At 63.6% G+C, this 19,139-nt stretch carries 22 protein-coding genes; 4 read left to right on the forward strand and 18 right to left on the reverse strand.

The window, feature by feature from the left end; translation table 11 throughout:
* Nucleotides 1-48: 48 nt before the first annotated feature.
* The 3 genes from lysA to argH all read right to left on the reverse strand — a co-directional run bounded on the left by lysA (nucleotide 49) and on the right by argH (nucleotide 3,056).
* Nucleotides 49-1,317, reverse strand: a complete 1,269-nt coding sequence (lysA, locus tag B5M41_RS18055) for a diaminopimelate decarboxylase (protein ID WP_134649387.1) — start codon at nucleotides 1,315-1,317, stop codon at nucleotides 49-51.
* Nucleotides 1,318-1,367: 50 nt separating this feature from the next.
* Nucleotides 1,368-1,550, reverse strand: coding sequence for an LPS translocon maturation chaperone LptM (gene lptM / locus B5M41_RS18060; RefSeq protein WP_134649386.1), 183 nt, complete (start codon nucleotides 1,548-1,550; stop codon nucleotides 1,368-1,370).
* A 102-nt stretch (nucleotides 1,551-1,652) separates the two neighbouring features.
* Complete coding sequence (gene argH, locus B5M41_RS18065; RefSeq protein ID WP_134649385.1) at nucleotides 1,653-3,056, reverse strand: argininosuccinate lyase; 1,404 nt, start codon at nucleotides 3,054-3,056, stop codon at nucleotides 1,653-1,655.
* Nucleotides 3,057-3,091: 35 nt separating this feature from the next.
* On the opposite strand from argH, the gene tlpA reads away from it, so the two are divergent.
* Nucleotides 3,092-3,772 carry a thiol:disulfide interchange protein TlpA gene (gene tlpA / locus B5M41_RS18070; protein ID WP_134649384.1) on the forward strand — a complete coding sequence of 227 codons (681 nt, stop codon included), beginning with the start codon at nucleotides 3,092-3,094 and terminating at the stop codon, nucleotides 3,770-3,772.
* A gap of 2 nt (nucleotides 3,773-3,774) precedes the next feature.
* Here tlpA and B5M41_RS18075 read toward each other — a convergent pair whose 3' ends face one another.
* The 12 genes from B5M41_RS18075 to B5M41_RS18130 all read right to left on the reverse strand — a co-directional run bounded on the left by B5M41_RS18075 (nucleotide 3,775) and on the right by B5M41_RS18130 (nucleotide 14,611).
* Nucleotides 3,775-4,797 carry a sulfate/molybdate ABC transporter ATP-binding protein gene (locus B5M41_RS18075; protein WP_134649383.1) on the reverse strand — a complete coding sequence of 341 codons (1,023 nt, stop codon included), beginning with the start codon at nucleotides 4,795-4,797 and terminating at the stop codon, nucleotides 3,775-3,777.
* On the reverse strand, nucleotides 4,794-5,690 hold the full coding sequence (gene cysW / locus B5M41_RS18080) for a sulfate ABC transporter permease subunit CysW (RefSeq protein ID WP_134649382.1): 897 nt from the start codon (nucleotides 5,688-5,690) through the stop codon (nucleotides 4,794-4,796). The genes B5M41_RS18075 and cysW overlap by 4 nt, the downstream gene beginning before the upstream one ends.
* Before the next feature lie 2 nt (nucleotides 5,691-5,692).
* Nucleotides 5,693-6,520: a sulfate ABC transporter permease subunit CysT gene (cysT, locus tag B5M41_RS18085; protein ID WP_134649381.1), complete on the reverse strand. Its 828-nt coding sequence runs from the start codon at nucleotides 6,518-6,520 to the stop codon at nucleotides 5,693-5,695.
* Nucleotides 6,521-6,591: 71 nt separating this feature from the next.
* Nucleotides 6,592-7,575 (reverse strand): sulfate ABC transporter substrate-binding protein, encoded by a 984-nt coding sequence (locus B5M41_RS18090; RefSeq protein WP_134649380.1) that lies wholly within the window; start codon nucleotides 7,573-7,575, stop codon nucleotides 6,592-6,594.
* Nucleotides 7,576-7,733: 158 nt separating this feature from the next.
* Nucleotides 7,734-9,074 carry a sulfatase-like hydrolase/transferase gene (locus B5M41_RS18095; protein WP_134649379.1) on the reverse strand — a complete coding sequence of 447 codons (1,341 nt, stop codon included), beginning with the start codon at nucleotides 9,072-9,074 and terminating at the stop codon, nucleotides 7,734-7,736.
* Nucleotides 9,075-9,160: 86 nt separating this feature from the next.
* A complete protein-coding gene (locus tag B5M41_RS18100; protein ID WP_134649378.1) occupies nucleotides 9,161-10,033 on the reverse strand; it encodes a 3-hydroxybutyryl-CoA dehydrogenase in 873 nt (290 codons plus the stop codon).
* Between the two features lie 147 nt (nucleotides 10,034-10,180).
* Nucleotides 10,181-11,110 (reverse strand): electron transfer flavoprotein subunit alpha/FixB family protein, encoded by a 930-nt coding sequence (locus B5M41_RS18105; protein WP_134649377.1) that lies wholly within the window; start codon nucleotides 11,108-11,110, stop codon nucleotides 10,181-10,183.
* A 22-nt stretch (nucleotides 11,111-11,132) separates the two neighbouring features.
* On the reverse strand, nucleotides 11,133-11,879 hold the full coding sequence (locus B5M41_RS18110; protein ID WP_134649376.1) for an electron transfer flavoprotein subunit beta/FixA family protein: 747 nt from the start codon (nucleotides 11,877-11,879) through the stop codon (nucleotides 11,133-11,135).
* Between the two features lie 186 nt (nucleotides 11,880-12,065).
* A complete protein-coding gene (locus B5M41_RS18115) occupies nucleotides 12,066-12,851 on the reverse strand; it encodes a rhomboid family intramembrane serine protease (RefSeq protein WP_134649375.1) in 786 nt (261 codons plus the stop codon).
* 33 nt (nucleotides 12,852-12,884) lie between these two features.
* Nucleotides 12,885-13,463, reverse strand: coding sequence for a cob(I)yrinic acid a,c-diamide adenosyltransferase (locus tag B5M41_RS18120; protein WP_134649374.1), 579 nt, complete (start codon nucleotides 13,461-13,463; stop codon nucleotides 12,885-12,887).
* Nucleotides 13,463-13,663, reverse strand: coding sequence for a twin transmembrane helix small protein (locus tag B5M41_RS18125; protein WP_134649373.1), 201 nt, complete (start codon nucleotides 13,661-13,663; stop codon nucleotides 13,463-13,465). The genes B5M41_RS18120 and B5M41_RS18125 overlap by 1 nt, the downstream gene beginning before the upstream one ends.
* Nucleotides 13,664-13,762: 99 nt before the next feature.
* A complete protein-coding gene (locus B5M41_RS18130; RefSeq protein WP_134649372.1) occupies nucleotides 13,763-14,611 on the reverse strand; it encodes an SDR family oxidoreductase in 849 nt (282 codons plus the stop codon).
* A 192-nt stretch (nucleotides 14,612-14,803) separates the two neighbouring features.
* On the opposite strand from B5M41_RS18130, the gene B5M41_RS18135 reads away from it, so the two are divergent.
* Nucleotides 14,804-15,748, forward strand: a complete 945-nt coding sequence (locus tag B5M41_RS18135) for a YihY/virulence factor BrkB family protein (RefSeq protein ID WP_134649371.1) — start codon at nucleotides 14,804-14,806, stop codon at nucleotides 15,746-15,748.
* On the opposite strand, the gene gluQRS is transcribed toward B5M41_RS18135, so the two are convergent.
* Nucleotides 15,695-16,594 (reverse strand): tRNA glutamyl-Q(34) synthetase GluQRS, encoded by a 900-nt coding sequence (gene gluQRS / locus B5M41_RS18140; protein WP_134649434.1) that lies wholly within the window; start codon nucleotides 16,592-16,594, stop codon nucleotides 15,695-15,697. The two genes, B5M41_RS18135 and gluQRS, sit on opposite strands and share 54 nt — an antisense overlap.
* A gap of 107 nt (nucleotides 16,595-16,701) precedes the next feature.
* Here gluQRS and B5M41_RS18145 point away from each other — a divergent pair, with 107 nt between their 5' ends.
* Together B5M41_RS18145 and B5M41_RS18150 are read left to right on the forward strand one after the other, a co-directional pair.
* A complete protein-coding gene (locus B5M41_RS18145; RefSeq protein WP_134649435.1) occupies nucleotides 16,702-17,352 on the forward strand; it encodes a DNA-3-methyladenine glycosylase family protein in 651 nt (216 codons plus the stop codon).
* Between the two features lie 104 nt (nucleotides 17,353-17,456).
* On the forward strand, nucleotides 17,457-18,014 hold the full coding sequence (locus tag B5M41_RS18150) for an HNH endonuclease (RefSeq protein WP_134649370.1): 558 nt from the start codon (nucleotides 17,457-17,459) through the stop codon (nucleotides 18,012-18,014).
* Nucleotides 18,015-18,027: 13 nt separating this feature from the next.
* On the opposite strand, the gene B5M41_RS18155 is transcribed toward B5M41_RS18150, so the two are convergent.
* On the reverse strand, nucleotides 18,028-18,537 hold the full coding sequence (locus B5M41_RS18155; RefSeq protein ID WP_134649369.1) for a disulfide bond formation protein B: 510 nt from the start codon (nucleotides 18,535-18,537) through the stop codon (nucleotides 18,028-18,030).
* Nucleotides 18,538-18,734: 197 nt separating this feature from the next.
* Complete coding sequence (locus tag B5M41_RS18160) at nucleotides 18,735-19,103, reverse strand: DUF1330 domain-containing protein (RefSeq protein WP_134649368.1); 369 nt, start codon at nucleotides 19,101-19,103, stop codon at nucleotides 18,735-18,737.
* Nucleotides 19,104-19,139 lie beyond the last annotated feature (36 nt).

Consider the following 19,139-nt stretch of genomic DNA (forward strand, 5'->3'; position numbering starts at 1 on the left):
AAGACGAGGGCGCGCGCAAAATCGTGAACGGCATCTTGAGCCGGACGGTCAGGCAAGCCATGCCGGAAGCGAGTCGAGACCGATCAGCTCGTCATAGCTGGGACGCGGTCGGATGACGTGAAATTCCGAACCGTTGACCAGCACTTCGGGAACGAGCAGGCGGCTGTTGTAGGTGCCTGCCTGTACCGCGCCATAGGCGCCGGCCGAACCGACGGCGATGAGATCACCCGGCTTCGGCACCGCCATTTCACGGTCGAGCGCCAGATAATCGCCCGTCTCGCAGACCGGGCCGACGACATCCGCGCGGATGCGCGGCGCGTTGGCTGCCGAGATGACGACCGGCTCGATTTCGTGCCACGCCTCGTAAAGCGTCGGACGGATGAGGTCGTTCATCGCCGCATCGACCACGACGAAGGTCTTCTCCCCGCCATCCTTCACATAGAGCACTTCGGTCACCAAGATACCGGCATTGCCGACGATCAGGCGGCCGGGCTCCGTGACGATCCGGCAGCCGAGGCCCTTGAGCTGGTTCTTGACGATGTCCGCATAGGCATCCGGCAGCGGCGGCGGCGCATTGTCCGTCTTGTAGGGAATGCCAAGACCACCGCCGACATCCACGTGATCGATCGTATGGCCATCGGCGCGCAGCGTCTCGACGAGTTCGCGCAGCAGCCGGAAGGCATCGTCGAAGGGTTGCAGCTCGGTGATCTGGCTGCCGATATGCATGTCGATGCCGGTCACCTTGATACCGGGCAGCGTCGCGGCACGGGCATAGACCGCGCGTGCGCGCTCCCAGGAAATGCCGAACTTGTTTTCCTTCTTGCCCGTCGAGATCTTCGCATGGGTGCGGGCATCCACATCGGGATTGATACGGAAGGAAACATGCGCGACCTTGCCGGCCTTCACGGCGCGGGCATTGAGCACCTCGAGTTCCGGCTCGGATTCGACGTTGAAGCAGTAGATGCCGGCCTCGAGCGCGAGATCCATTTCACGCGGCGTCTTGCCGACGCCGGAGAACATGATGCGCGAGGCGGGCACGCCGGCGGCGAGCGCGCGGCGCAGCTCCCCCTCGGAGACCACATCGATACCGGCACCGAGCCGGGCGAGCGTCTTGAGAACCGCCTGGTTGGAATTCGCCTTCATGGCGTAGCAGACCAGCGCATCGACGCCTTCGAACGCCTTGGAGAACACCTTGAAGTGCCGCTCCAGCGTTGCCGTCGAATAGACGTAGAAGGGTGTGCCGACCGCCCTGGCGATTTCCGGAACCGGCACATCCTCCGCATGGAGGACGCCGTCACGATGCTCGAAATGGTTCACGCTTGCAGTCCGTTCAGGGCAATTCCGGCTCGGAATCGCGTTGGGAAAAACTAGAGAAGAGGGTCGAGAAGGAAGCGTTTGTCTTCGACCTGCTCGACCTTCTTGCCGTCGACGGTCGTCACGGCCGGCTGCGCGCCGGGCCGCTCGAGGTCGCCCTTGCGGCCGCACGCCGTCAGAACCGCTGCAGAAAGGCAGAGCACGAGCGCCAGCTTGCCGATGTCGATGCGTGTCATGAACGTTCCCTGGAATTGCCGGGTGGAGTGGGCAACATCCTTAGCGAATTCGCCCGCCCTTGTGCACCCTTAATCTGATGATGGGTCCTGCAAGCACCTTGATCAGTTGCGCTGCCGCCACCACGCGATCTGCCGGCGCACCTCTGATGGCGCCGTGCCGCCGTAGCTCTTGCGGCTGGCGACCGACGCCTCGACCGTCAGAACGTTGAAGATATCGGCGGTGATCGCCTCATGGATCGCCTGCAACTCCTCCAGCGAAAGTTCGGCAAGATCGCAACCCTTACCCTCCGCCAGCGCCACGGCGCGTCCGGTCACATGATGCGCGTCACGGAACGGCAGGCCCGCCTCGCGCACCAGCCAGTCGGCGAGGTCGGTTGCGGTCGAGTAACCGGAACCGGCCGCGGCCTTCATCCTGTCGGTGCGAATGGTCATGTCGCGCACCATGCCGGTCATCGCGGCGATGGCGAGCTCCAGGCTTTCGGCGGCGTCGAAGACCTGCTCCTTGTCTTCCTGCATGTCCTTGGAATAGGCGAGCGGCAGACCCTTCATGACGGTGAGAAGCGCGATCAGCGAACCGTTGATGCGGCCGGTCTTGGCGCGCACCAGCTCGGCGGCATCGGGGTTCTTCTTCTGCGGCATGATGGAGGATCCCGTCGAGAAGGCATCCGACAGGCGGATGAAGCCGAACTGCGGCGTCGACCAGATGACGATTTCCTCGGCCAGGCGCGACAGGTGCACCGAGGCGATGGCGGCGATCGACAGGAATTCCAGCGCGAAGTCGCGGTCGGAAACCGTATCGATGGAATTGCGCGTCGGCTCGCGGAAGCCCAGCGCCCTGGCCGTCATGTGGCGATCGATATTGTAGCCGGTGCCGGCGAGCGCTGCCGCACCGATCGGGCTCTCGTCGAGATGTTCGATGGCGTGGCGCACGCGCTGGCGGTCGCGGCCGAACATTTCGACATAGGCCATGCAATGGTGACCGAAGGTCACCGGCTGGGCGGTCTGGAGATGGGTGAAGCCGGGCATGACAGTCTCGGCATGCTCTTCCGCCCGGTCGAGGAAGGCGGCGATGAGGCCGGTCAGCGCCTTCTCGGTCTTCTGCAGCTCTTCCTTCACCCAGAGGCGGAAATCGAGCGCCACCTGGTCGTTGCGCGAACGGGCGGTGTGCAGGCGGCCGGCTGCCGGGCCGATCAGCGTGGCGAGCCGCGCTTCGACATTCATATGGATGTCTTCGAGCTTGCGGGAGAATTCGAAAGCGCCGCTTTCGATCTCTGACAGGATCGTGTCGAGACCGTGAACGATCTTTTCCTTATCGTCCGCCGAAATAATGCCCTGATGGGCGAGCATTTCCGCATGCGCCTTTGAGCCGCGGATGTCCTGGGCATAAAGCTTCTTGTCGAAGCCGATGGAGGCATTTATCTCCTCCATGATCGCATCCGGTCCCGAGGCGAAGCGGCCGCCCCACATCTGGTTCGAGGATTTCGTCTCGGAAGTGCCGTCTGCCATGGGTGCCTGCCTGGAAAAGTGTCCTGGAGAATGAAATGTCAGTGAAGAAGACCCTCGGCCTGCCGGCAGGAAAGCTCATCGCCATTGCCGGGCTCGCCGGACTTCTCGCCGGTGGTGCTGCGATATACGTGAAGGAGAGCCTGTCTGGCAATGCCACGGGCGCCGTCGCGTCGGCCGATCCTGCCGCCTGCCCGCTCGCCGCTGCCCGGGCCGAGGCCATCACGCCCTTCTCGAAGGGCCAGGTCGCCGCCATGCGCACGGTCGACGAGCACCGTCCGCTGCCGGAACTCGTCTTCGACGGTCCCGACGGCAAGAAGAAGACCATCGCCGATTTCGCGGGCAAGACCCTGCTCGTCAACCTCTGGGCCACCTGGTGCGTGCCCTGCCGCGAGGAGATGCCGGCACTCAACGCGCTGGAGAAGGATCTCGGCAGCGACAAGTTCGAGGTGGTCGCGATCAACATCGACACCGGCGACGACGAGAAGCCGAAGACCTTCCTCGACGAGACGAAGGTCCATGAGCTCGCCTATTACCGCGATGCCTCGATGGGCGTCTTCAACACGCTGAAGAAGGAAGGCCTCGCCTTCGGCCTGCCCGTCACGCTGCTGATGGACGACAAGGGCTGCCTGATCTCCGCCATGAACGGCCCCGCCGCCTGGGACAGCGAGGATGCCAAGGCACTGATCAACGCAGCGCTGGCCGGCCCGAAGAGCTGACGTCAGGCAGCCGCGTAGACGCGCGGCCGGCGGATATCGAGGAAGCCCGCGTCGCCCCGGCGGTGCGTGAATTCCGGCGCGGTGTCGAACTCCACCGCCTGGCCGCTCTCCGTCATCGCCAGCACGCGGCGTGAATCCGGCCGGTCGATGACCCGGACGATGCGGGCGGCGATGCCCTGCCCGTCCTCGCGCCAGCTCACATCGGCCGGGCGGAACAGGATCTGCCCGCTGCCGTCGGCAACGCCATCAGCCTCGAAGGCGACGCCATCGACATGGGCCTTGCCGCCGCGGATTTCAGCCTCCAGCCGGTTGGCATCCCCCAGGAAATTCATCACGAAGGCATCGGCGGGATTGCGGCACACCGCCTCGGGCGTGCCCTCCTGCACGATCTTGCCCTTGTTGAGGATGACGACGCGATCGGCGAGGTCGAGCGCCTCTTCCTGGTCATGCGTCACGAAAAGCGTGGTGATGCCGAGTTCATCATGGATCTTGCGCAGCCAGCGGCGAAGATCGCGCCTGACATTCGCATCCAGCGCGCCGAAAGGCTCGTCGAGCAGCAGCACGCGCGGATCGACGGCAAGCGCGCGCGCCAGCGCCACGCGCTGCCGCTGGCCGCCGGAGATCTGGCCCGGGAAACGGTCCTTGAGGCCGCTCAGCTGCACGAGGTCGAGCAATTCCTTGACACGCGCGGCGATGGCCTGCGGCGAACGCTTTATCTTCGAGACTTTCATGCCGAAGGCGATGTTCTCGCCGACGGTCATGTGCGGGAAGAGCGCATAGTGCTGGAAGACGAAACCGACGCCGCGATCGCGCACCGGGATCTCCGTGGCATTCTCGTCGCCGAAATAGATCGCGCCGGCATCGGCATATTCGAGGCCGGCGACCATGCGCAGGATCGTCGTCTTGCCGGAGCCGGACGGGCCGAGCAGCGCGACCAGCTCGCCGCTGTCGATATCGAGCGAGACGCCATGCACGGCGCGAAAGGTCTCGAACTCTTTGACCACATTGTCGAGGCGGATCTTCACGGCTTGACCTCCGGAGTGACGGTATCGGCGCCCGCAAGAGCGGAAGGACGCTGGATGCGGCCCGCGCCCTGCCGCTCGAGCGCCACCTTGACGACGAGCGTGACGATGGCGAGGCCGGCGAGGATGGATGCGGCGGCAAACGAGCCGGCCGCGTTGTAATCGTGATAGAGCAGCTCGATATGCAGCGGCAGCGTGTTCGTCTGGCCGCGGATATTGCCCGAGACGACCGAGACCGCGCCGAATTCCCCCATCACGCGCGAATTGCACAGCACGACGCCATAGAGCAGTGCCCATTTGATATTGGGCAGCGTGACGGAGAAGAAGGTGCGCCAGCCGCTGGCGCCAAGCGACGTCGCGGCCTCTTCGAGATCGCGGCCCTGCGCCTGCATGAGCGGGATCAGTTCACGCGCCACGAACGGTGCCGTTACGAACATGCTGGCCAGCACGATGCCGGGCAGCGCAAACAGGATCTTGATCTCCATCGTCTGCAGCGCATGGCCGAACAGGCCCTGGAGCCCGAACACGAAGAGATAGGCGACGCCCGCAACGATCGGCGAGACCGAGAACGGGATCTCGATGATAACGATCAGCAAGCGCTTGCCGGGAAAATCGTGCTTGGTGATCGCCCAGGCCGCGGCCACGCCGAAAGCGGTGTTGATGGGCACGGCGATCAGCGCCGTGATGACCGTCAGCATGATGGCGTGGCGGGTATCGGGATGGGCGATGGCGGCCCCGAAATAGGCGACCCCCTTCGAGAACGCCTCGACGCCGATGACGACGAGCGGCGCGACGATCATCAGCCCGACCAGAACGAGGACGAATGTGAGGAGAACGCGCCGGAAGACCGGATTGTCGCCCACGCGCGGCGGCTTGCCTTTTCCAGGATGCGCCATGGTCAGCCCCTTACCGTGTAGCGCAGGGCACGGGCCTGCATGAGATTGGTGATCGCCAGCATGACGAAGGCGGTCAGCAACATGACGGAGGCAATCGCGGCAGAGGCCGGATAGTCGTATTCCTCAAGCCGGATGAAGGCGAGAAGTGCGGTGATCTCCGTCGAGAACGGCTGGTTGCCGGCGATGAAGATGATCGCGCCGAATTCGCCCAGGCTGCGCGCGAAGGACAGCGATACGCCGGCCAGAAGCGCCGGCGTCAGCAGCGGCAGGATCACGGTCACGAAGATCGAGAGATCGCTTGCCCCGAGCGTCTGACCCGCCTCTTCCAGTGCCGGGTCGAGCTCTTCCAGAACCGGCTGCACCGTGCGCACGATGAAGGGGATGCTCGTGAAGCTCATGGCGACCATGATGCCGAGCGGCGTATAGGCGACCTTGATGCCGACGAGCGACAGCGGTTCGCCGAACCAGCCGTTGGCGGCAAAGAGCGTCGTCAGCGCAATGCCGGCAACGGCGGTCGGCAGCGCGAAGGGCAGGTCCACCAGCGCGTCGACGAGCCGACGCCCGGGAAAGCGGTAGCGCACGAGAACCCAGGCGAGCGCCAGGCCGAAGACGAGATTGAACGCCGTTGCCGCAAGCGCACAGGTGACCGTCACGCGATAGCTCGCGACCGCACGGTCTGAAGAGATGATCCGCCAGTAGTCCTCAGGGCCCAGGCTCGCCGCCTTGAAGACGAGCGCGGCCAGCGGCAGCACAACGATGATGGCCACATAGACGAGGGTGATGCCGAGCGCGAGCGGCAATCCTGGCAATACACGCCGTCTCAAGCGCATGGTCCTTTCTCATGACAACAACCGGCGGGCTTCTAGCCCGCCGGTTGCCCTACAAACAATAATCGAAGGGATCAACGGCTACCGTAGATCTTGTCCAGCGTGCCGCCCTCGGCGAAGTGCTCCTCGGAGATCTTCTTCCAGCCGCCGAACACGTCGTCGACATTCACGAGGCGGATTTCCGGGAACTGGTCCTTGAATTCGGCGGCGACCTTCTCGTCATGAACGCGATGGCCGAATTCGGCCGCGATCTTCTGGCCCTCGGGCGCATAGAGGAAATCCAAATAGGACTTGGCAAGGTCACGGCTGCCCCTGGCATCCGCCACCTTATCGACGATGGCGACCGGGAACTCGGCGAGCAGCGAAACGGACGGCACGACGCTTTCGAACTTGTCTTCGCCGTATTGCTTGGCGATCGACTTGGTCTCGGCTTCGAAGGTGATGATCACGTCGCCGATCTCGCGCTCGACAAAGGTCGTCGTCGCCGCGCGACCGCCCGTGTCGAAGACCGGGACGTTGTCGAAGATCTTGGTGATGAATTCCTCGACCTTGGCCGGATCGTTGTTGAAGGCTTCCTTGGCATAGGCGGTGGCGGCCAGATAGGTGTAGCGCGCATTGCCCGACGTCTTCGGATTGGGGAAGACGACCTTCACGTCGTCGCGAGCGAGATCCGACCAGTCCTTGATGTTCTTCGGGTTGCCGGCGCGGACGAGGAAGGACGGGAAGGAGTAGAAGGGCGACGCATTGTTCGGGAATTTCTGCTGCCAGCCTTCGGCAACGAAGCCGTTCTTCACGAGGAAGTCGATATCCGTCACCTGGTTGAAGGTCACGACGTCGGCCTCGAGGCCTTCCACGATGGCGCGGGCCTGCTTGGACGTGCCGCCGTGCGACTGGTCGATGGTGACGCCCGGATGCTGCTTCACGAAGGCTTCGTTTTCCGCGGCAAACAGCTCGCGCGCAACGTCATAGGAGGCGTTCAAAAGCTTGTCGGCGGCGTGCGCGGAGATCGGAGCAGCAAGACCGAGAAGGGCCGCGCCGAGAAGGAGAATGCGTTTCATATGAACACCCCAATGCAATAAGAATTGAGGCAGACAATACCGGCAGGCCAGCGACCATCCGAGACACTGCCCTGTCGCGGCCCTCACAGCAGGCGAAACAATTTTCCCCGAAACCAGGCTTTGGCGGATTCTTCCGCCGTCAGCGCGTCGAGAAGACGTCAGGATGTCTTTCGCAACAGGTACCAATCCACCAGACCGAGAGTAAAGCGGTCCTTCGCGGCGCGCTCCCATAGGGGAGTATGGTGATCTCCAACGACGAGAATATCCGTAGGAGGAAGGCGAGTATCAGTCGCGATCGCCGCTACAGAATCGAAGACATCACCCCACAATTCCGCCAATTCGCATGCCGTTGCATTTGCAATCGGCGCCGCCGCGGTTCGGCAAGCCATGGTTCCCACAGTCTTCGCGACAAACGGCACGTGCGAGTTCAAGGTGAGCCAATAGACAAACTTCGGTTTATCGCCTGCCTCAAGCAAACGGGAATGAACGAGAGCAGCCACATCGCTGTCGCACAACCCGAGAAAGACGCTGCCGCAGCGACGCGCGACCTGCATTGGTGCGTCCCGCACCATCGTTTCCATAAAATGAAGTTCCGAAAAGCCGATATTGGGATACCAGACATGCCGCTCAAACATGTCGGACGTGTAACCGTGATAGGCAACCGTCTCGAAACCGCGCGCATGCAGAAGCTTTGGCAGGCAATTTTCCGTGTGCACACCAGAGATATAATCGCGATGATCACCCCAGCGCCCACACAGTTCGCGGGAGGCTGCGCCCGTCGTGGAGCCCGAATAAGGCGTGGTCCCACTGGTGAAAGTATAACCAGCGCTGGAAGCGGCGTTTTCCAGTTTCTCGCTCAGAATTCTCTTCTCTGCTGGATCGGCAAAGGCGCCAAGCCCCTCCACCATCACGATGAGCAGGTTTCCACCACCCGCGGCAATCGCATCGGCACTTAGCCCGTTCTGGGAAACCGCACTGTTGAAAGGCGACATAGACTTGGTGAAGTAACGAAAGTTGAAATGAAAATCCGCAGCCATGAGCGACAACGCGACGAGAAGCACTGGTAGCGGCGATGCCGACCGTATCTCGGCGCGGTTGCGGTCGAACAACCATGCGGAAACCAGCGCGAGCGCCAGATTAATGCTTATGACGGCGACATAAAAACCCGAAGCCGAGACGTCGATCGTCGCCATGTACCGTACAGAGTCGATCGCCAAGGCGAGCGGCAGATGAAAAGCCACCATGACGATAAGGCAGAGATCAACAACGGCTACCGCCAAGAAAAGAGCATAGACCGCAAAACGTGGCAGGAAGAGTGCAGCAATCGCGGCAATGACATAGAGAAGGGGCGTGATCAACCGTTCGGCAATGAAGAACGGCATGACGGCCAGAAAGAAGAGATTGGGCAACAACCCGACGATCAACACGAACAGAAGCGCGCCACGCCCGATGAAACGCTGCGCGCCCAACTTTTCCGGCGAAATAGATATGTCCGTCATCGTACCGTCGCGAGACTGATTAAACTAGTCCTCGCGACATACCATCAAATTCTTTCAAAAGAACTGAAGCCGAAGCTTAACACGCGCTAGCGCGTGGGAACCGGCACTTCGCCGCGGTAGTCGTAGAAGCCGCGGCCGGATTTGCGGCCGAGCCAGCCGGCCTCGACATACTTCACCAGCAGCGGACACGGGCGGTACTTGGAATCGGCGAGACCATCATGCAGGACCTGCATGATGGAGAGGCAGGTGTCCAGGCCGATGAAATCGGCAAGCTGAAGCGGGCCCATGGGATGGTTGGCGCCGAGCTTCATGGCGGTGTCGATGGCCTCCACCGAGCCGACGCCTTCATAGAGCGTATAGATCGCCTCGTTGATCATCGGCAGCAGGATGCGGTTGACGATGAAGGCGGGGAAATCTTCCGCCACCGTAATGGTCTTGTCCAGCGTGGCGACGAATTCCTTCGCGGCGGAGAAGGTGCTTTCCTCCGTGGCGATGCCGCGCACGAGCTCCACCAGCTTCATGACCGGAACGGGGTTCATGAAGTGGATGCCCATGAAGCGCTCGGGCCGATCGGTGGCGGAGGCAAGGCGTGTGATCGAGAGCGAGGAGGTATTGGTGGCGAGGATCGCCTCGGGCTTCAGCACCGAACAGACCTGACCGTAGATCTTGCGCTTGACGGTCTCGTCTTCGGTCGCGGCCTCGATGACCAGGTCCGCATCCGAGAGGTCGTTGACGTCGGTGGAGCCCTTGATGAGCGCCAGCGCCTTCTTCCGGTCTTCGTCGGACATCTTGCCGGAAGAGACCTGCCGGGCGAGATTGCCGTGGATCGTGGCGAGGCCGGCTTCGATCCGCTCGGCGGACAGGTCGTAGATATGGACCTTGTATCCGGCAAGGGCAGCAACATGCGCGATGCCGCATCCCATCTGGCCCGCACCCACAATACCGACGTTCTTGATCATCGCGCCAATCGCCTCGTCATTTCAGCCCGAACCCAGTGCGCAGGCAAAAAAACACCGGGCCGGTCAAGCCGGCCCGGTGAAATTGATAAAGGCACGCGACGGATATTTCCAGTGAAAACATCGTCGCAAAGACGGCGCGATGCCGGCTCAAAGCGCCTTTTCGAGCTGTGGGAGGACTTCGAAGAGGTCACCGACGAGGCCGTAGTCTGCGACCTGGAAGATGGGGGCTTCCTCGTCCTTGTTGATCGCGACGATGACCTTCGAGTCCTTCATGCCGGCAAGGTGCTGGATGGCGCCGGAGATGCCGCAGGCGATGTAGAGCTGCGGGGCGACGACCTTGCCCGTCTGGCCGACCTGCCAGTCGTTGGGGGCGTAGCCCGCATCCACCGCAGCGCGCGAGGCACCGACGGCCGCACCGAGCTTGTCGGCGACGGGCAGGATCACTTCCTGGAACTTCTCCGACGAGCCGAGCGCACGACCGCCCGAGATGATGATCTTCGCCGAGGTCAGCTCCGGACGATCCGACGAGGACAGCGCGTCCTTGACATGGGTGGAAAGGCCCGGGTTTGCCGCGGCGGCGACGGCCTCGACCGGCGCATTGCCACCCTCGCCCGCTGCGGCGAAGGACGCCGTGCGCACGGTGATCACCTTTTTAGCGTCGGTCGACTGCACCGTCTGGATGGCGTTGCCCGCATAGATCGGACGCTTGAACGTGTCGGGGCTCACCACCTCGATGATCTCCGAAACCTGCGCGACATCGAGCAGGGCGGCAACGCGCGGCGCCACGTTCTTGCCGACCGAGGTGGCCGCCGCGACGATGGCGTCGTAGCTGCCGGCCAGCGACACGATGAGGGCGGCCAGCGGCTCGGCCAGGTTGTTGGCAAGGCTCGCATCGTCGGCGACGAGAACCTTCGTCACGCCCGCAAGCTTTGCAGCCTGCTCGGCGGCCGCCTTTGCATTGCTGCCGGCGACGAGCACATGCACGTCGGAGCCGATCTGCGAAGCGGCCGTCAGCGCCTTGGCGGTCTGGTCGGAAAGGGTGGCGTTGTCGTGGTCTGCCAGAAGAAGAATGGCCATATCGTGATCTCCTCGATCTTCCTTACAGAACGCCTGCGGTCTTCAGGCTCGCCACCAGTTCGGCGACATCCTTGACCTTGACGCCGGCCTTGCGGCCCGAGGGTTCCTCGGTCTTCAGCACCTTCAGGCGCGGGCTCGTATCGACGCCGAAGTCGCCGGGCGTCTTCTTGTCGAGCGGCTTCTTCTTCGCCTTCATGATGTTGGGCAGCGAGGCATAGCGCGGCTCGTTCAAACGCAGGTCCGTCGTCACGACGGCCGGAAGCTTGACCTCGATGGTCTGCAGGCCGCCGTCGACTTCGCGGGTGACCTGGGCCGAACCGGAGCCGATCTCGACCTTGGAGGCGAATGTCGCCTGCGCCCAGCCGAGCAGCGCCGACAGCATCTGGCCGGTCTGGTTGGAATCGTCGTCGATCGCCTGCTTGCCGACGATGACGAGGCCGGGCTGTTCGGCCTCGACGACGCCCTTCAGGATCTTGGCGACCGCCAGCGGCTCGACGGCATCCTCCGTCTCGACCAGCACCGCCCGGTCCGCCCCCATGGCGAGCGCCGTGCGCAGCGTCTCCTCGGCCTTTGCCGGGCCGATCGACACCACCACCACTTCCTCAGCCTTGCCGGCCTCCTTCAGGCGAAGCGCCTCTTCGACCGATATCTCGTCGAACGGGTTCATCGACATCTTCACATTCGCAAGCTCGACACCCGAGCCATCCGCCTTCACGCGAATCTTAACGTTGTAGTCAACGACCCGCTTGACTGGCACAAGGATCTTCATGGCTTCCTTCCTTACATATGTCCGCGAGGGGAAAATGCGCCTTTCGAGGGCGCCCTGATTGTCGGTTGGCGACATCGATACGCGTTTTTTCCCCAATTACAATGCGGCATGGCTCCTCTCCGCACGAAAACGCGGCCGGTTATAAGTAACGTTTACGTCAAGGTCAAATTTCTGGCGTTGCCAGCTTTACCGACCCCAATGCGTCGGGGGAACGGAGGGGCGCTCGGCCGCGTCGTCAGCGGGAACCGGGCTCTGCTCCACATGGCGAACGGCCTTCGGCGTGACGATGGTGCGGTCGAAGAGCGGAACGCCCCGACGGCGCAGCACCAGCACGAGAAACGCGCCGGCAAGGATGCCGCCGACATGCGCACCCCACGACACGCTGCCGTCGCCATCCACCGCCAGCATGTAGAACTGCTGGGCGATCCAGAAGGCGAGCGGGATGACCGCCGGCAGCGGCAGCGGAATGCGGAAGAACACCAGGACCCAGACGCGCACCTTGGGATGCAGCAGGAAATAGGCCGCCACCACGCCGGAAACGGCCCCCGACGCGCCGATCAGGGGCGCTTCGGAGGACGGCTGCACAAGCCCGTGCACGAGCGCGCCCGCCGCCGCACAGGCGAGATAGAACACCAGGAAACGGAAATGCCCGAGCGCATCCTCGACGTTGTCACCGAACACCCAGAGGAACAGCATATTGGAGGCGAGGTGCATGAAATCGCCGTGCAGGAACGCGTAGGTGATGTAGGTGGCGTTCTCCGGAACGAGCACCAGGCCCGGCTCGAGGTCCGCGAAATCGAAGACGACGGCGGGGATATAACCGAGCCCGACGACCGCCGCATCGGAAAAGGCCTGCGTCGAGGCAAGGCCCGTTACCAGCCAGACCACGACATTGATGGCGATCAGGCTGATCGTGACATACTGGACCTTGATGTATTTCAGGGAATTCGCGTCATGCAGCGGTATGAACATGGGTCCCCTTCCGGCCTCGCCTCGCCGGGGACCTTACCTGTTCTGCCCCGGCACCCACAATATGTCCGTACGGCCCTTTTCGTTCACCCAGCGTGCGGCGACGAAGAGGAAATCCGACAACCGGTTGATATAGGCGACCGCAGCCGCCGAGACCGTTTCACCCTCGCAGTCCTGCAGGGCGACGATGCGGCGCTCCGCCCGCCGCGCCACGGTGCGCGCCACATGCAGGGCCGCAGCCGCGGGCGTGCCGCCCGGCAGGACGAAGGAGCGCAGCGGTTCCAGATCGGCGTTCAGCGCATCGATTTCCTTTTCCAGCCGGTCGACCTGCGACTGGGCGATGCGCAATGGCTCGTATTCGGGCTTCTTGCCCGTATCCGGTGTCGCGAGATCCGCGCCGAGATCGAACAGGTCGTTCTGGATACGCATGAGGGTGCGGTCGAGCGAAGGATGATCGGCAAGGTGCTGGCGCGCCAGGCCGATGCAGGAATTGGCCTCGTCGACCTCGCCGTAGGATTCCACGCGCAGGTCGTGCTTCTTGCGGCGCGGGCCGGCGACGAGGCCGGTCGTCCCGTCATCGCCCGTGCGGGTATAGATCTTGTTGAGCTTGACCATCAGCCGCGGCCGCCTCCCGTCACCCACAGCGTCAGCATGATGAGGACGATAGCGATCGCCTGCAGCAGCACGCGGGCCTGCATCAGCTTGTTCGACGTGTTGCCGCTGCCGCCCTTGGCCATGTTGACGAGGCCGCGCACCAGCACGATGGCGACAAGACCCATGACGAGCAGCGTCAGGAAGGTGAGGAAGGAAGACATGCCAGCGTTCCGGTTTGATTTCTGTCAGCCCATTCACATAGGGCATTTCGCGCAAAGTGCACGCATTTTGCGTTGCTGTGCCTGCGACGCCGCGCCGCGTCAGCCAAGCCGGCCGATGATACGGTAAAACAGCGACGCCGGCAGCAGCTTCTTGAGCAACGCACCCTGTCGGGCCGGCGTGGTCACGATGTAATGCGGGCGCGGCGAGCGCGCCGTCAGCGCATGGCGCAGCACGGCATGCACCGCCTCGGGCCCCAGCTTGCCGCGCGCCGGCTTCGATTCGCCGCGCAAGCGCTGGAGTTGCCGGCGATACTCGTCCGCATGCACGGAGCTCTCGAGGTCGATGTTCTTTTCGATCTGCGTGAGCGCATTGGCGGTGAAGCGGGAGGCGATCGGCCCGGGCTCGATGAGGCTGACATGGATGCCGGAGCCCGTAAGCTCCATGCGCAGGGTCAGCGACAGGCCCTCCAGCGCGAATTTCGAGGCGTTGTAGGCGCCCCGCCAGCGATAGGGCACGATGCCGAGGATGGACGAGCACTGCACGATGCGGCCGTGGCCCTGCCGGCGCATGACCGGAATCACCCGCCGCGTCAGGTCGTGCCAGCCGAAGACATTGGTCTCGAACTGCGCCCGCAGCACCTCGACGGACAGGTCCTCGACAGCGCCGGCCTGCCCATAGGCGCCATTGTTGAACAGGGCATCGAGCCGCCCGCCGGTGCGCGTCAGAACCTCTTCGGTGAGCGCGGCGATGGTGTCCGGCTTCGTATAGTCCATCAGCAGCGCCTCGATGCCGTCGGCCACAAGGCCAACGCGATCCTCCTCGCGCCGGACCGTGGCGAAGACGCGCCAGCCTTCCGCCTTCAGCGCACGCGCGCAATAGGCCCCGATCCCCGACGAGCAGCCGGTGACGATGATGCTGGGCCGGTCGGCGGCACTTGGAGAAGACATGACGGTTTCCTGTACAAATTCGCCACCCTTTCCCATATTCACTGGCCAGGGTCCCGCGCGGCGACGCGCACGTTGGCCGGAGAATCTGAAATAGGACATAACCCCTTAAACCAAATCCGGTTTAAGGGGTTATGTCCTGACAGACAATGAGACAGGCAGCCGCAAACGGCCGCGAACGAACTGGAATTGCCGATGCCAAGCCCCATCCGCGTTGCCTACAGGGTCATTTTCGACGCGATCTGGCATTTCTCCGAAGATGATGGCTGGGCCATGGCAAGCCATGTCGCCCTGTCCACACTGCTCGCCATCTTCCCGTTCCTGATCTTCGGAACCGCGCTCGGCTCGTTCCTCGGCGCGGACCAGTTCGCCGAGACCGCCGTCCACCTCATCTTCGACACCTGGCCGGAATCGATCGCGGCCCCCATCTCGCGCGAGGTCGTGGCCGTGCTGACGATCCCGCGCGGCGGCCTGCTGACGGTGTCGGTGCTCGCCGCCGCCTATTTCGCGTCGAACGGCGTGGAGGCGCTGCGGGTTTCGCTCAACCGCGCCTATCGCGTGGCGGAGACCCGCTACTGGTACATCACCCGCCTGGCCAGCCTGGGCTTCGTGATCGCCGGCGTGGTGGCGCTTGCCGTCCTCAGCATCGTGCTTGTGGCGGCACCGCTTGCCGTGCGGGCAACCGGCGACTGGCTGCCCTGGCTGACCTACGTCTATTCCTGGGTGGAGAGCTGGGGGCTCTTCGGCACGGTCCTGGTCCTGCTCGTCGGCCTGCTGATCGCCCATCTCTGGCTGCCTGCGGGGCGGCGAAAGATCGCCGACGTGCTGCCCGGCATCCTCTTCACGCTTGTCGCCTGGAGCATCGGCGCCTATGCCTTCGCCTCCTATCTCGCGACATTCTCCAGCTATGTCTCGACCTATGCGGGCCTCGCCTCGATCATGGTCGCGCTGGTCTTCCTCTACATCATCGGCGCGATCTTCATCATCGGCGCGGAAATCAACGCCGCATTGCTGAAATATCGCGTCAAGCACCTCGTTCTCGACCGCATTCGCGGCGTGAAGAAGCAGCCGCAGGCCGAGCAGGAATCAATCGAAGACGAAGCCATAGCCCGCGAGCAGGGCGCGAATGCCGGCCGGTGAGACGCCCCTCTCCCGATAGGCCGCGATGCCGGTATCCTGGTTGCTCTTCGAAAGCTTTCGCCCGTCCGCACCCAAAACCAGTCCATGATGCCGGTAGGCCGGCGCCGGCAAACCCAGCAGAGTTTGCAACAGCCGATGCACCGCGGTTGCGTGGAAGAGGTCCTGCCCCCGCACCACATCGGTCACGCCCTGCGCCGCGTCGTCCAGCACCACGGCGAGATGGTAGCTCGCCGGTGCATCCGGTCGCGACAGAATGACATCGCCCCAGCGTTCCGGGCGGGCCGGTACGGACCCGGTCTCGCCGTCCGGCCCCGCCCCGGTTTCCTGCCATTCCAGCAGCGCCGGGGCCAAGGCTCGCGCCTTGTCCATATCGAGACGCCAGGCGTGCTGGCGTCCCGCCGCAATCCAGTCGAGCGCCTGTCCACGGTCGAGCGAGCGCTCGTCCGTCGGGTAGAGGGGCGCACCGTCGGGATCGCGTGGCCAGTCGCCACCCGCCGCCTCCACCCGGGCCTTCACCTCACCACGGCTCAGGAAGCCCGGATAGAGCACACCCATTTCCTTCAGCCGCTCCAGCGCCGCGCCGTAGAACGCGACATGCTCGGACTGGCGGCGTACCGGCTGTTCCCATTCAAGGCCGAGCCAGGCGAGGTCGCGGTAGATCGCCTCTTCGAATTCGGGTCGCGAGCGAGCGGGATCTATGTCTTCCATGCGCAGCAGGAAGCGGCCGCCGCTCGCGGCAGCGAGATCGTGGTTCAGGATCGCCGACACCGCGTGGCCGAGATGCAGCAACCCGTTCGGGCTCGGCGCAAAGCGAAAGACACGATTTTTTGACAAAGCACTTGGCATGGGGTCTTCTGCCATGAACGCCCCCTGTCCGCCACTACGGACGTCTGGCGAGACCGGCCCGGAGAGGCCCCGCCGGACAAAGATCGAGGCCGCTTGGAAAAATGCAACTGCACATGATCAGGACGGATGCGGATGTCGCAGCGGGTCTCGTCGACCTCGCCCTGCTCGACGCCCGTCTTTTCAGCGTCATCGACAAGGCGGGGCCCGTGCCTTTGCGGCGGCTGGAACCCGGTTATCGCGGCCTTGCCGGCATCATCGTCTCGCAGATGGTGTCGCGCGCGAGCGCCGATGCGATCTGGCGCCGGCTGGAAACGGCGGCCGGCGACATCACGCCCCACCACGTGCTCGAGCTGTCGGACGAGGATTGCCGGGCCATCGGCCTGTCGCGCGCCAAGACGGATACGCTGCGCCGCGCGGCAGAGGCCGTCGACCGCGGCGATCTCGACCTCGATGCCGTCTGCCATCTCGACGCACCGGCCGCCACCCGCACGCTCACCGCCATCAAGGGCATCGGCCGCTGGACGGCGGACGTCTATCTGCTGTTTTGCGGCGGCCATCCCGATATCTTTCCGTCGGGCGATATCGCGCTGCAGAGCGCCGTCGCCCATGCGCTCGGTCTCGCCGTGCGGCCGAGCCCGCAGGAACTGGATGGGATCGCCGAGCGATGGGCGCCCTGGCGCGGCGTTTCGGCCCGGCTTTTCTGGGCATATTATGCGCGGGAGATGCGCCGGGAGGTCGCTCCGGTGCTCGAAGGCTGAAAAACGCGAAATAGCTTGTTTTCGCTTTTCATTCCCCGCTTCACAATGCTGTAACAACGCGCCTAATATAGAAGGGCAGATGCCGAATCGCTCAGGAGAAGCCCTTGACGATTTCAGTTTCACCACAGGCCCTGCCAGCTCTTGTATTGAATGCTGACTACAGGCCGCTGAGTTATTACCCCTTGTCGCTCTGGTCATGGCAGGACGCGATCAAGGCCGTATTTCTTGACCGCGTAAACATCATTGCCGAATACGAACACTCGGTGTCCTCGCCGAGCTTCTCGATGCGCCTGCCAAGCGTCGTGTGCCTGAAAACCTACGTGCAGCCGTCACGCCACCCGGCCTTTACCCGGTTCAACGTGTTCCTGCGCGACAAGTTCGAATGCCAGTACTGCGGGTCGCCGCACGATCTGACCTTCGACCATGTCATCCCGCGCGCCCATGGCGGCGAGACGACCTGGCAGAATGTGGTCGCTGCCTGCTCCCCGTGCAATTTGAGAAAAGGCAGCAAGCTGCCGAAGCAGGCGGGCATGCACCCGCATCAGAAGCCCTACCAGCCGACGGTTCAGGATCTGCACAACAACGGGCGACTGTTTCCACCCAACTATCTCCACGAAAGCTGGATGGACTATCTCTACTGGGACGTCGAGCTGCAGCCCTGACCGGCTGCGGGAATCATGCCTTGGCCGACCGCACGCCGGAGAAGGCGATCGCGGCGAGGATCAGGCTTGCAATCACGTTCCAGCCGGCAAAGGACAGGCCGAGGAAGCGGAAGGATGCTTCCGTGCACGACGGTCCATGCTTGCTGTTGAGATCGGCGAGCAGGTCGCCCGCATTCTGCGTGACCCCCTGGGCCGTCGTTGCGCAGGTTGCCGGTCCCTCCCAGAAACCCCATTCGACGCCCGCATGATAGACACCCATGCCGGCGCCCACGAGCATCATGATGCCGGCGATCGCAAGCAGCGTGCGGGTAAGCCAGGCGGGGCCGCCGAAGAGCGCCGAGGCCAGGGCCGCAAGGGCGACCGGGATGCCGTAATAATAGGGATCGCGCTGCAACAGGCAGAGCGCGCAGGGGATGTAGCCGCCGATATGCTCGAAGCCCAGGGCGCCGCCCACCGTCGCCACCATGCCGAGGGTGAGCAGCGCGGAGGAGACCACGGGCGAGGAAACACGTTGGAAAGACATGGATGCTCCAGTTCAAGACAGGTCCCGGGCGGGTAAACCGGCGAGGGAAACGCGATGACGGCGGCAGAAGCGGCCGCATCCCGTATTCGCGGACATTTACCACCTGCCGTCGCCAAGTAAATCACCGCACGAACATGTGATGCATTCTTGCCGTCCTGAAACGTTCATTCTCGCATCCGGAAACCCGTTCGCCGCCTTCAGGAGGAAGCTGTCCGGAGGGGCTGCAACACGGCTTCGGCCAGCGCCGCCTCGCGCATCGGTGCCGCCTTGTCCCGGTAGTCGGCATCCATCGCCATATCGGCAAATGCCTGGCGGTTTGGGTAGCGGACGAGCGCGACAGCGTCCCAGGCCTGTCCGGGCTCCGCAGAAAGCGCCGGGAGGCCATTGCCGACATAGACGATCTCCGCCCCGAACCGGGCGACGATCGGCGTGGCGACGGCGAGGTACTCCGCATATCGCTCCCTGCCACCGTCTTCCCGGAACCGCAGGAGATTCAACATGACGACAGGTTGTCCGTCGTCGTCATTCAGGAAGCTTTCGAAAGCATCTTCAATGAGGGTAAGCATTGCGACCTCGAATCTTGGATAATCGCCGGGTTCGGC

Origin of the sequence: Shinella sumterensis (genome assembly GCF_004514425.2) — a bacterium.
Lineage (GTDB): Bacteria > Pseudomonadota > Alphaproteobacteria > Rhizobiales > Rhizobiaceae > Shinella > Shinella sumterensis.

Excerpts from the sequence above, each read along its gene's own strand:
- lptM (WP_134649386.1), bottom strand. The coding sequence starts at position 1,550 with ATGACACGCATCGACATCGGCAAGCTGGCGCTCGTGCTCTGCCTTTCT.
- cysW (WP_134649382.1), bottom strand. The coding sequence starts at position 5,690 with ATGGCGCATCCTGGAAAAGGCAAGCCGCCGCGCGTGGGCGACAATCCG.
- B5M41_RS18135 (WP_134649371.1), top strand. The coding sequence starts at position 14,804 with ATGCCAAGCCCCATCCGCGTTGCCTACAGGGTCATTTTCGACGCGATC.
- tlpA (WP_134649384.1), top strand. The coding sequence starts at position 3,092 with ATGTCAGTGAAGAAGACCCTCGGCCTGCCGGCAGGAAAGCTCATCGCC.
- B5M41_RS18100 (WP_134649378.1), bottom strand. The coding sequence starts at position 10,033 with ATGATCAAGAACGTCGGTATTGTGGGTGCGGGCCAGATGGGATGCGGC.
- B5M41_RS18115 (WP_134649375.1), bottom strand. The coding sequence starts at position 12,851 with ATGTTCATACCGCTGCATGACGCGAATTCCCTGAAATACATCAAGGTC.
- B5M41_RS18160 (WP_134649368.1), bottom strand. The coding sequence starts at position 19,103 with ATGCTTACCCTCATTGAAGATGCTTTCGAAAGCTTCCTGAATGACGAC.
- B5M41_RS18095 (WP_134649379.1), bottom strand. The coding sequence starts at position 9,074 with ATGACGGACATATCTATTTCGCCGGAAAAGTTGGGCGCGCAGCGTTTC.
- argH (WP_134649385.1), bottom strand. The coding sequence starts at position 3,056 with ATGGCAGACGGCACTTCCGAGACGAAATCCTCGAACCAGATGTGGGGC.
- B5M41_RS18110 (WP_134649376.1), bottom strand. The coding sequence starts at position 11,879 with ATGAAGATCCTTGTGCCAGTCAAGCGGGTCGTTGACTACAACGTTAAG.
- B5M41_RS18105 (WP_134649377.1), bottom strand. The coding sequence starts at position 11,110 with ATGGCCATTCTTCTTCTGGCAGACCACGACAACGCCACCCTTTCCGAC.
- B5M41_RS18090 (WP_134649380.1), bottom strand. The coding sequence starts at position 7,575 with ATGAAACGCATTCTCCTTCTCGGCGCGGCCCTTCTCGGTCTTGCTGCT.
- gluQRS (WP_134649434.1), bottom strand. The coding sequence starts at position 16,594 with ATGCCAAGTGCTTTGTCAAAAAATCGTGTCTTTCGCTTTGCGCCGAGC.
- B5M41_RS18125 (WP_134649373.1), bottom strand. The coding sequence starts at position 13,663 with ATGTCTTCCTTCCTCACCTTCCTGACGCTGCTCGTCATGGGTCTTGTC.
- cysT (WP_134649381.1), bottom strand. The coding sequence starts at position 6,520 with ATGCGCTTGAGACGGCGTGTATTGCCAGGATTGCCGCTCGCGCTCGGC.
- B5M41_RS18120 (WP_134649374.1), bottom strand. The coding sequence starts at position 13,463 with ATGGTCAAGCTCAACAAGATCTATACCCGCACGGGCGATGACGGGACG.
- B5M41_RS18155 (WP_134649369.1), bottom strand. The coding sequence starts at position 18,537 with ATGTCTTTCCAACGTGTTTCCTCGCCCGTGGTCTCCTCCGCGCTGCTC.
- B5M41_RS18130 (WP_134649372.1), bottom strand. The coding sequence starts at position 14,611 with ATGTCTTCTCCAAGTGCCGCCGACCGGCCCAGCATCATCGTCACCGGC.